General features: G+C 72.2%; 12 protein-coding genes. 6 read left to right on the top strand and 6 right to left on the bottom strand.

Features of this window, described 5'->3' with window-relative positions; genetic code table 11:
• The first annotated feature begins 184 nt into the window (after positions 1-184).
• Positions 185-346 carry a hypothetical protein gene (locus CRM89_RS30810; RefSeq protein WP_011209131.1) on the top strand — a complete coding sequence of 54 codons (162 nt, stop codon included), beginning with the start codon at positions 185-187 and terminating at the stop codon, positions 344-346.
• Positions 347-368: 22 nt separating this feature from the next.
• On the opposite strand, the gene CRM89_RS05960 is transcribed toward CRM89_RS30810, so the two are convergent.
• Both CRM89_RS05960 and CRM89_RS05955 read right to left on the bottom strand, forming a co-directional pair.
• Positions 369-1460: an NAD(P)-dependent alcohol dehydrogenase gene (locus CRM89_RS05960; protein WP_098083431.1), complete on the bottom strand. Its 1092-nt coding sequence runs from the start codon at positions 1458-1460 to the stop codon at positions 369-371.
• Positions 1460-1927, bottom strand: a complete 468-nt coding sequence (locus CRM89_RS05955) for a DUF4334 domain-containing protein (protein ID WP_098083430.1) — start codon at positions 1925-1927, stop codon at positions 1460-1462. Before CRM89_RS05955 ends, CRM89_RS05960 begins: the two co-directional genes overlap by 1 nt.
• 93 nt (positions 1928-2020) lie before the next feature.
• Here CRM89_RS05955 and CRM89_RS05950 point away from each other — a divergent pair, with 93 nt between their 5' ends.
• The gene (locus tag CRM89_RS05950; protein ID WP_011209128.1) at positions 2021-2584 is read left to right on the top strand and encodes a TetR family transcriptional regulator; all 564 of its coding nucleotides are present in this window, start codon (positions 2021-2023) and stop codon (positions 2582-2584) included.
• Between the two features lie 26 nt (positions 2585-2610).
• Here the strand turns inward: CRM89_RS05950 and CRM89_RS05945 are convergent, their stop codons facing one another.
• A complete protein-coding gene (locus CRM89_RS05945) occupies positions 2611-3255 on the bottom strand; it encodes a TetR/AcrR family transcriptional regulator (protein WP_098083429.1) in 645 nt (214 codons plus the stop codon).
• Positions 3256-3415: 160 nt separating this feature from the next.
• Between CRM89_RS05945 and CRM89_RS05940 the strand changes: the two genes are divergently transcribed.
• Positions 3416-4831, top strand: coding sequence for an NAD(P)/FAD-dependent oxidoreductase (locus CRM89_RS05940; protein ID WP_098086892.1), 1416 nt, complete (start codon positions 3416-3418; stop codon positions 4829-4831).
• On the top strand, positions 4824-6593 hold the full coding sequence (locus CRM89_RS05935; RefSeq protein ID WP_098083428.1) for an FAD-dependent oxidoreductase: 1770 nt from the start codon (positions 4824-4826) through the stop codon (positions 6591-6593). Before CRM89_RS05940 ends, CRM89_RS05935 begins: the two co-directional genes overlap by 8 nt.
• Before the next feature lie 13 nt (positions 6594-6606).
• Here CRM89_RS05935 and CRM89_RS05930 read toward each other — a convergent pair whose 3' ends face one another.
• The 3 genes from CRM89_RS05930 to CRM89_RS05920 form a co-directional block, all read right to left on the bottom strand.
• Entirely contained in the window at positions 6607-7671 is a 1065-nt protein-coding gene (locus tag CRM89_RS05930; protein ID WP_098083427.1) for a phosphotransferase family protein, read from the bottom strand.
• A 133-nt stretch (positions 7672-7804) separates the two neighbouring features.
• Positions 7805-8701, bottom strand: a complete 897-nt coding sequence (locus CRM89_RS05925; protein WP_098083426.1) for an SDR family NAD(P)-dependent oxidoreductase — start codon at positions 8699-8701, stop codon at positions 7805-7807.
• 48 nt (positions 8702-8749) lie between these two features.
• Positions 8750-9979 (bottom strand): MCE family protein, encoded by a 1230-nt coding sequence (locus CRM89_RS05920; protein WP_086838865.1) that lies wholly within the window; start codon positions 9977-9979, stop codon positions 8750-8752.
• A 131-nt stretch (positions 9980-10110) separates the two neighbouring features.
• Here CRM89_RS05920 and CRM89_RS05915 point away from each other — a divergent pair, with 131 nt between their 5' ends.
• Both CRM89_RS05915 and CRM89_RS05910 read left to right on the top strand, forming a co-directional pair.
• A complete protein-coding gene (locus CRM89_RS05915) occupies positions 10111-11469 on the top strand; it encodes a cytochrome P450 (protein ID WP_011209121.1) in 1359 nt (452 codons plus the stop codon).
• Positions 11469-13133 (top strand): FAD-dependent oxidoreductase, encoded by a 1665-nt coding sequence (locus CRM89_RS05910; RefSeq protein WP_098083425.1) that lies wholly within the window; start codon positions 11469-11471, stop codon positions 13131-13133. The genes CRM89_RS05915 and CRM89_RS05910 overlap by 1 nt, the downstream gene beginning before the upstream one ends.
• Positions 13134-13174: the final 41 nt, after the last annotated feature.

Here is a 13174-nt window from a genome sequence, read left to right as displayed (position 1 = left end):
TCGCCGCAAGACATATCGGGGAGGTCCGCCGGAATTTCCGTTCGGCGCCGGATCATCGCCTCCCCATCGCCAGAAGCGAGGGGCGGTCGAAATGCACCAACCATTCCGAACTCCCTACCCGGCGGGCATCGCTGCGGGGATAGCCGAACCACCACGCTCCCCCGCCGAGACCTGGCGTGCTCGGGTGTACACCGATGTGGCATCGGCCGATTGCAGCGTCGAGCCGGGCGGGCTCACCTATCGCCGCGCCCGCGAGATCCTGCTCGTTCACGAGGTCCACGGACCGCAGTGCCGGCAGTGGCTGGCCGCCGCGGCCTACCTGTCGGCCGGACTCGACGACGAGTGACCGAGGCGGCACGCCCTCGAGCTCACCAGCGCAGCACCGGTTTGACTATCGTCCCCGCGCGCTGATCCGCGAGCGCCGTCTCGATCTCCGCACTCGGATAGACGCTCACCAGCCGATCCAACGGCAACCGGCCCGAGCGGTACAACTCCAGTAGCCGGGGCACGAATTCGGTGGGCACCGAGTCCCCCTCCAGGCAACCCCGGATGCTCTTGCCGTGCACCACGATGTCCCGCATGTCCAGCGGCGGCGTCCCGGTCCCGAGGCCGACCGCCGCGACGGTGCCACCCACCCCGAGCGCGCGGACCGCGTCGGCCAGTACGGCGGGAATGCCGGTGGCCTCCAGCGCGTGGTCGGCCCCTCCCCCGGTCAGCTCGCGCACCCGGGCGGTGGTGTCGCCGTCGGCGGGGTCGAGTGCCGCGGTCGCGCCCAGTTCGAGCGCCAGGGCGCGACGTTGCGCCGAGGTCTCCACGACGACCGTCCGCACCCCGTCGAGCGTGCGGGCCGCCAGCAGCGCGGCCAAGCCCACCGCGCCCGCGCCGTACACCACCAGCCAGGAATCCGCTTCCGGCCGAAGCAGATTCAGCACGGCACCGGCGCCGGTCTGGAAGCCGCAACCCAGCGGGGCGGCCACGACCGGATCGACCGACGGGTCGATGACGACGGTGTTGTCGGGTGTGGCGAGCGCGTAGCCGGCCAGGCTCGATTGACCGAAGAACCCGTCGAGCACCGGTGCGCCGTCGACGGTCACCCGCGGCGTACCGTCCGCCCTCCGCCCGAACGTGTTGAGAGCGGTGGCTTTTCGGCAGTATGCCGGGCGGCCGGTCGCGCAGTTGCGGCAGGCGCCGCAGTGCCGGAACGTCAGGACCACGTGGTCGCCGGGGCGCACCGCCGTGACCGCGCCGCCGACCTCCTCGACCACCCCTGCGCCCTCATGGCCGAGCAGCACCGGTCGATCGGCGGCGCCGGCGGCCCTGCTGACCAGATCGGTGTGGCAGATGCCCGAGGCGAGCACGCGAACCAGGATCTCGTCCGGATGCGGGGCGTCCAGGCGCACCTGTTCGAGCTGGAACGGGCCGCGCGGATCCCGCGACAGCGCCGCCGTGGTCGTGCGCATCACGAATCCCGCTCCAGCAGGAAGTAGAAGTGCTCGCCGCGGCTGAGCACCAGCTCGGGCCTGCCGTTCATGATGCCCATGAGGGTGTTCTCGTCGAGCCACTTGAAATGGTCGAAGACGGCGCGGCCGTCGTAGACCATGGTCGCGGTGACCTCGCCGCGGAACTCGATGTTCCACAACGTCGCCTCGCCCTGGCCGAGTTCCACATTGGAGAACAGGCTGCCGTCCTCGGCGCGGCAGATGAGCGGCTTGGCATCGTCGAGCGCCAAGAAGTGCTTGCCGTACCAGCGGCTGGCGGGCAGCGCCCGGCACAGCGCATGACCGGTCGGGAAGGCATCGCCGCGCCAGTTGCCGAGGATGTCCTCGGCCCGCGCGGTCGGCAGCTGCGCCCACAGCCGGTCCAGGTCGCGGGGCGAGACGCCCTCGTGCTGCTCGCGCAGTTGCCGCCAGTCGATCTGTTCGCTCATCACAGCTCCTCGCCTCCGCCGGTGCCGAACCACCCGGTTCGCGGATCGACCATATATCCGAACCAAACGGTTCGGCAAGATAGGATCGTCGGCATGCGTGCAGCTGGAGAGGCCACCCGGGAGCGGATACTCGCGGCGGCGAAGGCCGAGTTCGCCGAGTTCGGCGTCGCCGGTGCGCGGATCAATCGCATCGCCACGGCCGCCCGCGCCAGCAAGGACCGGCTCTACGCCTACTTCCCCGGCAAGGACGAGTTGTACGCGGCCGTCACCGAACGCTGGACGGCACAGACCACCGCGGAGACGGCGCTGGCGGCCGACGACCTGCCCGGCTACGTCGGGCGGTTGTTCGATCATTTCCTGGCCAACCCCGACAACGCCCGGTTGCAGGCGTGGGCCGATCTGGAACCGACGACGCACGCGGCCGTCGCCACGGTGCTGAAGGCGGCGATCGCCCCGAAGCTGGCCGAGATCCGGCGCGGCCAGGCCGCGGGCACGGTGACCACCGAGTTCCATCCGGCCGCCTTGCTGCGCATCCTCACCGATCTGGCGCGCACGTCGGCCACCCACGCGATCCAGGCCACCTCCGGGCCGAGCCGGGCGGCGCAGCGCGAGGCGATCGTGCTGGCCGCGCGCCGCCTCGTCGAGCCCCGCCCCTGAGCGGAAACCCTGGGGTGCGGCGTCTTTCAGCGACCGGGCGCGTCCCCGTACACGATCAGCCAGATCGCCCGGCCCAGCGCCGCGGCCAGGGCATCGTCGCCGACCGCCGAGTTCGACGCGAACGCGGTCGCGATGGCGCGTTCCACCATCGCGGTCAACACCAGTGCCGTCGCGGCGCTGTCCACCGCGGGGTCGATTCGACCGGCCGCTTTCTCGGCGTCCAGGCGCTCGCGCACGATCGCCACGAACGCGGCGACGCGGCCGCGCCAGTAGCGGCCGACCGCCCGGTCGTAGGCGGCCACCTCGCTCAGGGCCAGCAGCAGGTAGCGGTGTTCGCGGAACCCGGCGATCATCGCCGCGATGGCCGCGACGACACCGGCCGGTTCCTCGGTGTGCTCGGCACGCCACCAGTTCTCGGCGGCCTCGAACAGGTCGGTGGTCGCCAGTTCGGCCATCCGGACCAGTAGCTCGCTCTTGTCCGGGAAGTAGCGGTAGAAGGTCGAGCGCGCCGCGCCCGAGGCCGCGGCGATCTTCTGCACGGCGATCTCGGTGTAGGGGGTGCCGTCGGCGAGCAGGTCCTCGACGGCGGCCAGCACGCGCCGCTCGAATTCGGCGCGGCGCTCGTCGTCCGGCTTGCGCGCGCTCCTGGGCGCCCGGGTCAGCGACGGCATCCGGCACCCGTCGTCGCGGCGCGCGAGAGCCGTTCGGGTCGGCGGCGTGGCTGCATGTCGACCATTGTGCCCGCATCCGCACAGTCGTTGACAATCCCGCGCCGGGCCCGGACCATCAATCGGACAGTGTGTCCGAGACTTAGTGACCGAGGTGGTCGGAATGAGCGGTACCCCCGCCACGGGCGTCGAGGAAACCGAGGTCGTCGTCGTCGGGGCGCGCTGTGCCGGATCGGCCGCGGCCACCGCCTTCGCCCGGGCGGGCCGGGCGGTCGTGCTGCTCGACGCGGCCCGCTTTCCCTCCGACACGCTGTCCACCCACCTGCTGTGGCCCGCGGGCGTGGCCGAACTCCGGCGGCTCGGCGCGCTGGACCGGGTGCTGGCGCTCGGCGCACCGCCCCTGCGCACCGCCTTCGCCGCGGGCGCCGGGCTGGCGGTGCGGTCGAGGTTCGAGCCGGTCGACGGGATCGACTACGCGCTGTGCGTGCGGCGCACCGGCTTGGACGCGGCACTGGTGGCGACCGCCACGGCGGCGGGGGCGCAGCTGCGCGAGGGGGCCCGCGTCGCGGAACTGGTCTGGGAGCGCGGGCGCTGCGTGGGTGTCCGCTACGCCGAGGGGAACGGTCTCCGGGAGCTGCGGGCGGCGCTGGTGGTGGGAGCGGACGGGCGGCGCAGCACGGTCGCCCGGCTGGCCGGCGCGGGCGAGCCCTGGCTGGCGCGGGCGAGCGGACGCGACTGCTTCTACGCCTACTGGCGCGATGTCCACCATGATCGCCGCGCGATCGCCGCCCAATGGCGCGAGGGCACCGACCTGGGCACGGCGTTCCCGTGCGACGACGACCTGCTGTTGAGCCTCGTGCAGCCCGCCGCGAGCACCGAGCGGCTCGGACCGGGCACCGCCGAACGGCGTTATACCGCGGCGATCGCGCGGATTCCGGGTCTGGCGGCGCGGCTGGCGGGCTGCGAGCGGGTGGGGCGGGTGCGCTCGGCGACCGGACTGGTCTCCTATTTCCGCCGGTCGGCCGGTCCGGGCTGGGCGTTGCCGGGCGACGCAGGCCATTTCAAGGATCCCGTCACCGCACAAGGCATCCGGGACGCGCTGCGGTACGGCCGCCTGCTCGGCGAGCAGGCGGCGCCGATGCTCGACGACACCCACGCACTCGACGCGGCGGTGACCGCCTGGGAACGCGAGCGCGTGGCCGAGTGCCTGGAGATCTTCCAGTGGACGAACCGGCTCGCCCGCGGCACCGCCATGAACTCCCTCGAGACCGAGCTGTACCGGGCGGCACAGGCCGACCCCGCGCTGGCTTCGGCGGTGACCGCGATCTTCTCGCGGACCCGGCGCCCCACCGACATTCTCGGTCCCGCACGCGGCGCCGCCCTCACGGTCTCGGCGCTGCGCCGGGCGTTTCCCGGCATCGGTCCGGTGCTCGGCGATCTCGCCGCCGAGGCCCGCGGCGCGGTCGCCGACTGGTGGCAGGCGCGGGCGCTGGCACACCACCGGTTCGGTGCGCAGTCGTCCGCCCTCGCGGCGGCCACCCCTCCCTCCGCCGTCTGCTCAGGAGATCGACATGGATGACAAGCGACCGGGCATCGTGAACCGCCGCGACGTGCTCCGCGGGGCGCTGGCCGCGGGTCTCGGCCTCGCCGCCACCGCACCAGCGGCCGCGGCGCAGCGACGCCGAACGCCGTGGTTGCGCACCGGCGGCGGGCGCAGCGTCGCGATCTTCGGCGGCGGCGTGGCGGGACTGTCGGCCGCCCACGAACTCGTCGAACGCGGGTACCAGGTGACCGTGTACGAGCCCGCTCATCTCGGCGGCAAGGCGCGCAGCATGGCGGTGCCGGGGACCGCCCGCGACGGGCGGCTCGATCTGCCCGGCGAGCACGGATTCCGGTTCTTCCCCGGCTGTTACCAGAACATCCCCGAGATGATGCGGCGCATCCCGTTCCCGGGGAACCCGAACGGTGTGGCGGACAATCTGATTCGCGTCGAGGGCACGGTGGCCGGCTTCCGGGGCAGGCCGCCGATCTTCGTTCCGGTGGAGGTCGGCGCGATCGATCAGCTGACGCCGCAGCGGCTACAGAACACGGTGGTGGGCGGGCTGAGTTTCATTCCCGAACTGCCGCCCGACGAGCTGGCCTTCTTCGGCAGGCAGATGATGATGTGGTTCACCTCCTGCGATGCCCGCCGCTTCGGGCAGTGGGAGCACATGACCTGGGCGCAGGCGCTCCGGGCCGAGGGCAAGTCCGCGGCCTACCGCGAGTACCTGGTCAGCGCGCTGACCAGGATCACCGTGGCGGCCAAGCCGCACATGAGTTCCGCGCGCACCATCGGCACGATCGGCGAGGCGCTGGTACTGGCAGGCACCGGGCTGATCAAGGAGTATTCCGGCGGCATCGACCGCATCCTGAACCGGCCGACCAACGAGGCATGGATCGACCCGTGGGTCGCCCATCTGCGTGCGAGCGGGGTGCGTTTCGTGCTCGGCCGGGCGGCGAGCGCGCTGGAGCTGGCCGAGGGGCAGATCGCGGCGGTGCGGCTGAGCGGTGGCGAGCGGGTGACCGCGGACTGGTACGTCTGCGCGATGCCGGTGGAGCGGACGGTGCCGCTGCTGAGCAACGCCGTGCTCGACGCCGACCCGAGCCTGGCGGGCATGCGTGAGCTGGTGGTGGACTGGATGGTCGGCATCCAGTACTACCTGCGCACACCGACCGACATCCCGGAGGGCCACATCGCCGCGCTCGGCTCGCCGTGGGCGTTGACCGCACTGCGGCAGGCGCCGATGTGGGTGGGCGATTTCGCCGCCCGCTACGGCGACGGCACCGTCCGCGAGTGCCTGTCCGTCGACATCTCCGACTGGGACACCCCCGGCATCCTCTACGGCCGAACCGCCAAGGAATGCTCCGCCGAGGAGATCGCCGCCGAAGTGTGGGCGCAGCTGAAGGAATGGCTCAACACCGCCACCGGCTGGCTGCGCGACGAGGACGTGCACTCCTGGCATCTCGATCCGGGCATCACCTGGGGCCGCGGCGGTATCGAGAACGCGACCCCGCTGCTGGTCAACACGGTCGGCTCGTACGCGAACCGGCCGGAGGCGCGCTGCGCGATCCCCAACCTGTTCTTCGGCGGCGACCACGTGCGCAACCACATCGATCTGGCGACGATGGAGGGCGCCAACGAGTCCGGGCGCGCCGCGGCCAACGCGATCATGGACGCCGCCGACGACCCCGGCCCGCGGGCGCCGATCTTCCCGCTCGTGCGGGTGCCGGTGTTCGAGGCGGCCAAGGCGATCGACGCCGACCGGTATCGGGCCGGGCTGCCGCACGTGCTCGACGTCTGACATCGCCTCCGGTTCAGCCCGGTGTCGCGGCGAGTGAGCCGAGTTCCCGGATCGCGGCGCAGCTGCGCCGGACCATGGCGGCGAACATGGCGTCGCCGCGCTCGCTCGGCGTACCGTAGGCCGCCCCGAACACGGCGACCAGCGGACCCTGCGGCATCGCGAAGACGTAGTCGCGCCGGCATTGCCCGAGGGTGTATCCGGTGACGCCGAGCTCGCACAACGCCCGCCAGTACTGTTCGACGAGCGCGTCCTCGTGGCGTGCCCGGTCGGCGGGGTCGAGCGCGGTACCGACGAAATAGGCCAGATCCCGTGCGGGCAGGCCCAATCCGAGGGTCTGCCAGTCGACGGCGGTGACGGTGCCGCCGCCGCGGGTGTCGAACAGCAGGTTGTCGAGCCGGTAGTCGCCGTGGACGAGCGCGAATCGCTCCGGGCGGGCCACCAGCCAGTCCGCCGACCCGGCGGCGCAGGCCCGCAGCGTGTCGGCATCGGCGGGGTCCAGCCGGTCGCCGAGGCGCGCGAGGAAGGTGTCGAGCGCCGGGCCGTAGAGGTCGGCCAGCATCGCCGCCTCGCCGGGCCCGGTGAGCGACAGGCCCGGTTCGTCGAGCAGCGTGGGGTCGCACCAGCGCGGCGCGTGCAGTCCGGCGAGATTCCGGACGGCGGCGGCGGCCTCCGGGTAGCCGCAGCCGGCGATCTGGTCGCCCGGCGTGGCCGGGGCCAGATCCTCGAGCAGGAGGGTGAACTCGGCGCCGTCGCCCCGGCTGACGGCGTGATGACACCGCGGCACCCGCACCGCCACCGTCGCCGCCAGGCGGGTGTAGAACGCGACCTCCTGCCGGTAGGGGCCGGCGAGCATGGCGCGGGTACCGGGGTCGGCGGCGGGCAGCTTGGCCAGCACGCGTTCGGGCACGCCTGCGCCGTCGAGGTGGACCCGGTACACGGCGCCGATCTGGCCGGTGCCGACCGGTTCGACGCGGGCGGCCCGCACCGGGCGGCCGAGCGCACGACCGAGCCACTCCGGGGTGAGTTGCGCTGCGGTGCAGGCGGGTTCGAGGTCCGCGGCGGTGGCGTCGGCGTTCACGCTGTGGTGCTTCCCGGATCGGCGGACAGCCCGGCGAACCGCGCCGGGTCGCGACGGCGCTCCCAGGCTGCCGGCACGGGCGCGAGGTCGGCGGGGGTGGAGCACCGGAGTTCGGGGAAGCGTGGTACGGCACTCATCGGCGGGCCCGCCGCCCGATCATGTGCTCGAGGTCGCCGAGTTCCCAGGGGGGATCGGTGTGGTGGTCGCGGTAGCCGAGAACGGCCGGCGTGGGCCGCTCGAACCGGCCGACGAATCCGCCCGCGGCGACGAAGACCTGCCCGGTGACATCGGCGGCGCGGTCCCCGGCGAGGAACAGGTACAGCCGCGCGGCGTACTCGGCGGGCGGCGCGTCGAGCGCGCCGTGCGCGGACACCTCGTCGAGCAGCCCGCGCCGGTGCAGCTCCCGGATCTTCGCCTCGTAGCCCGGCCCGCTGGACAGGCGGGTCTTCGCGCCCGGGCACACGACGTTCGCGCGGACGCCGTGCTCCTTCAGCTCCGCCGCGACGGCCAGCGTCAGACTGGTGACCGCGCCCTTGCCCGCCGCGTATCCGGTCCCGCCGTAGTCGCCGAGGTAGGCGAAGGAACCGGTGGTGACGATCGACCCGCGACCCTGGGCGACCATGTGCGGCGCCACCGCCCGGCAGGTGGCGAACGCCGTACCCAGGTGCGCCTCCAGCAGTGCATGCCATTGCGGCTCGGTGACATTCAGGATCGACGAGCCGTCCGGCTCGGGCACGCCGGCGCAGTTCACCAGCACGTCGACCGTGCCGAACTCGGCGCGGCAGGTGGCGACGGCCTGCTGCGCCACCGCCTCGTGCGCCGCCGACCCCGGCACCCCGACCACCCTGCCGCCCTGCCGCGCGCGGGCGCCGAGGTGCGCGACCGCGGCGTCGACGGCGGCGCTGTCGCGCCCGTTCACGACCACCCCCGCGCCCTCGGCTGCCAGGGCCTCGGCGACGGCGCGGCCGATGCCGCTGGTCGCGCCGACGACCACCGCACCGCGGCCACGCATCGATCCATGTCCGCTCATGCTCGGATTCGCTCACTTTCGTCGTGCCACCGGCGGGTATACCGGCGGTCAGCGCCTGCCCACGCCGGGCAGGCCGGCGAAGATGATCTCGAAGACGCGGGGCGGGTCGTCGAGCCACCGGATGCCCGTCGAGGGCGTGAAGGGCGCGCCTTCGCTGGTGTCGGTGACGACGTAGTCGGCGTGCGAGCCGGGCACCCGATCGGTGATGCCCGCGCAGCTCGGCCCGCCGGTCGCGTTCACCTTCGGCAGGTCCTCGGGATAGCTGTAGGGCTCGCCACCCAGCATGAAGTTGGTGTTGAAGGCCGCGCCCGGCTGGTTGCCGCCGAAGATCGCCTCACCCTGGGGCAGCACCGACGCCACGCCGGTGACGATGCAGTAGAAGACCGGGTTGTACCGGTTCAGCAACCCGGTGGTGGGGGCCAGCAGGCCGAGCGACTCGGCCAGTCGCCCCTCGTTCTCCGCGAGCACCGTGCCCGCCGTCTGCGCGAGCCCGGTCACGTTCATGAGCACCTCGTCGAACTCGGCGGCGTGCTCGGTGAGCGTCGTGGCGGTGCCGGTCGCGTTGTCGACGGTGTGCAGCAACTCGGGCGCGGTATCGGCGTAGAGGTGCCCGACCTGGGCGGTGGCTGCCATGTCCGCGCGGAGCGCGGGCAGCGTCGGATTCATCTCGCGCAGGTAGGCGTCGGCGCGAGCGAGCAGGTCACCGAGCGTTTCGCCGCGGCCGTGCAACGCCTGCCCGATCGCGGACAGGGTGGCGTTGAGCTCGGCGGGATCGATCCGGGACAGGATGGTCGACAGCCGTTGGAACAGGGTGTTGAACTCGACGGTCACCGATTCGCCGCGCACCAGCGCCCCCGCGCGCAGCGGCCGGTCCGACGGCTGCGGCGGCGCGACGAAGTTGACGTATTTGGCACCGAAGACCGTGGTGGAACGGATGTCGACCAGGGCGTTCTCCGGCACCATGCGCATCAGCTCGGGATCGAGGGCGAGCGTCAGCCGCACCCGGCCCGCGGCCGGTTCGATCGCGGCCACCCGGCCGATCTCCACGCCCCGCATGCGCACCTTGGCGTCGGGGTCGAGCACCAGGCCGCTCCGCGGCGCGTCGACGGTGACGACCGCGGTGGACTGGAACCGGCCGGTGAACATGGCCAGCGCCAGCAGCACGACGGCGAGGAGAACCGTCACCATCGCCAGGCCGGCGACCTTGAGCCGCAGTAGCGACCAGGCGGTGCGCAGCAGTACGTATCGCTCGTGGCTGTCGGATTGTCCTGCGTCCACTTCTCACCTCTCGCGAGAGGGCCGGTGCGCGGGGCCGACCGCGACTCCTTGCCCGCGTCCGGTCAGCCGTAGTACTGTCCAGACACGTGTCCATCATATGACGTGGACAGGTATCTGGGGAAGGAATTCCGATGACTCTGGTGAAACCACGGCGGGTCTCCGGCGGCGAACACGAGCACGGGCATCTCGAGGAGTTCCGCACCGATCCGATCGCCCTCATGCGGCGGGTGCGGCAGGAGTGCGGCGATGTCGGCGCCTTCGAACTCGCGGGCAAGCAGGTCATCCTGCTCAGCGGCGCGGAAGCCAACGAGTTCTTCTTCCGTTCCGGGGACGAGGACCTCGACCAGGGCGCGGCCTACCCGTTCATGAAACCGATCTTCGGCGAGGGCGTCGTCTTCGACGCCAGCCCCGAACGCCGCAAGGAGATGCTGCACAACTCCGCCCTGCGCGCCGAGCAGATGCGCGGGCACGCCACCACCATCGCCGCCGAGGTGGACCGGATGATCGCCGGATGGGACGACGAGGGCGAGATCGACCTGCTCGACTTCTTCGCCGAACTGACCATCTACACGTCCTCGGCCTGCCTGATCGGCGTGAAGTTCCGCAACGAACTCGACGATCGCTTCGCCAGGCTCTACCACGAGCTCGAGCGCGGCACCGACGCGCTCGCCTACGTGGATCCCTACGCCCCGATCGAGAGCTTCCGCCGCCGCGACGAAGCCCGCGCCGCGCTGGTCGCGCTGGTGCAGGCCATCATGGACGAGCGCGCGGCGAACCCGCCCGCCGACAAGTCCGACCGGGATCTGCTCGACGTGCTGGTCTCGGTGCCGAACGAGGACGGCGGTCCGCGCTTCTCGGCCAGCGAGATCACCGGCATCTTCATCTCGATGATGTTCGCCGGTCACCACACCACCTCGGGCACCGCGGCCTGGACGGTCATCGAACTGCTGCGCCATCCCGAGCTGCGCGACCGCGTGGTGGCCGAGCTGGACGAGTTGTTCGCCGACGGCAAGGATGTCAGCTTCCACGCGCTGCGCCAGATCCCGCTACTGGAGGCGACGCTGAAGGAGACGCTGCGGATGCACCCGCCGCTGATCATCCTCATGCGGGTCGCGCAGGGCGATTTCGAGGTGTGCGGGCACCACATCGCGGCGGGCGACCACGTCGCGGCGACCCCGGCCATCTCCAACCGCCTGCCCGAGGACTTCCCCGACCCCGACACCTTCGACCCCGGCCGCTACATCGACCCGAACCAGGAGGATCTGGTCAACCGCTGGACCTGGATCCCGTTCGGCGCGGGCAGGCACCGCTGCGTCGGCGCGGCGTTCGCGCTCATGCAGCTGAAGGCGATCTTCTCGATCCTGTTGCGGGACTGGGAATTCGAGATGGCGCAGCCGTCGGAGAGCTACCGCAACGACCACTCCAAGATGGTGGTGCAGTTGCAACAGCCCTGCCGGGTGCGTTACCGCCGCCGGGTCAGGACCAGCTGATGGCCTACGTCATCACCCAGCGCTGCTGCAACGACGCCAGTTGCGTGGCCGAATGCCCGGTGGACTGCATCCGGCCGCGCCCGGAGGACCCCGAGTTCACCTCGGCGGAGATGCTCTACATCGACCCGGAGACCTGCATCGACTGCGGGGCGTGCTTCGAGGCCTGCCCGGTCGGGGCGGTCTACGCCGAGGACGAGTTGCCCGCGCAGCTGGACCGCTACCGCGAGATCAACGCCGACTGGTTCGCTCGGCACCCGATGACCACCGATCTGCCGCTCCCGGCGCCGCCCGCGCGGCTGCCCGCCCACCTGGGCACCCTGCGGGTCGCGATCGTGGGCACCGGTCCCGCCGCCTGCTACGCCGCCGAGCATCTGCTGGCCGCGGGCAACGTCGAGGTGGAGATGTTCGACCGGCTGCCCACCCCGTGGGGCCTGGTCCGCCACGGGGTGGCGCCCGATCACGGTCAGACCAGGGCGGTGGCGGAGATGTTCGCCGCGGCCATCAAGCGCGACGCGGTCCAGCTGCATCTCAATGTCACTGTCGGCGAGCATGTCGCCCAGGCCGAATTGTTGGACAGCTGTCACGCGGTGATCTACGCGGTCGGCGCCTCGGCCGACCGGGAGCTCGGCATCCCCGGCGAAAACCTGCCGGGCAGCCATTCCGGCACCGATTTCGTCGCCTGGTACAACGGCCATCCCGAGCACGCGGACCTCGCCGTCGATCTGTCCGGCGAGCGCGCGGTGGTGATCGGCAACGGCAACGTCGCCCTCGACATCGCCCGCGTGCTCACCGCCGACCCCGACGAGCTGGCCCGCACCGACATCGCCGACCACGCGCTGGCCGCGCTGCGGCACTCGCGCATCCGCGAGGTGGTCGTGCTCGGCAGGCGCGGCCCGGCGCAGGCGGCCTACACCGGTCCCGAATTCCTCGCCCTCGCACACCTGTCCGGGGTGGACGTGATCGTCGACCCCGCCGATCTGGCGCCGGGGCCGGGCACCGCCGTGCCCGAGGGCGACGACGCCGCCCGCCGCAAGGTGGCGCTGGTCCACGAATACGCCTCGGCCGCGGTGGGTTCGGGCCGCCGTCGGATCCGCTTCGGCTACCGCGCCGCCCCCACCGCGATCCTCGGGACGGACCGGGTCACCGGTGTGGAGTACGCGCGCACCCGCGTGCGGCAGACCGCCGACGGCGTGGTCGCCGACCGCACCGACGACCGGGCGCACATCGAGGCGTCGCTGGTCCTGCGCGCGACCGGCTACCGGGGCGTGCCGGTACCCGACGTGCCGTTCGACCCCGAGCGCGGCATCGTGCCCAACGCGGCCGGTCGTGTCCTCGACGCGCCCGGCGGCAGGCCGGTGCCCGGGTTGTACGTCACCGGCTGGATCAAACGCGGCGCCCGCGGCGTGATCGGCTCCAACCGCGGCGATTCCGCCGAAACCGTGCAGGCCCTGCTCGCCGACTTCCGTGCCGGACTGCTACCCACCCCGGCCGGTGACCGCACCGCCCTGACCGCACTGATCCGCACTCGGCAACCCGACGTGGTTGACCGCACCGCCTGGCAGGACATCGACCGCGCCGAACGCGCCGCGGGCGCCGCGACCGGCCGCCCCCGCGTCAAACTCACCAGCGTCGAAGCCCTGCTCGCCACCGCCCGCCGCGGCTGACCGGACCACCGAGCGCACACCACTCGACACACACGCCACGA

Origin of the sequence: Nocardia sp. FDAARGOS_372, assembly GCF_002554515.1 — a bacterium.
In the GTDB taxonomy this organism is placed as follows: domain Bacteria; phylum Actinomycetota; class Actinomycetes; order Mycobacteriales; family Mycobacteriaceae; genus Nocardia; species Nocardia farcinica.
Note: the sequence above shows the minus strand (reverse complement) of the source record. Positions and strands in the feature narration are given on the sequence as shown.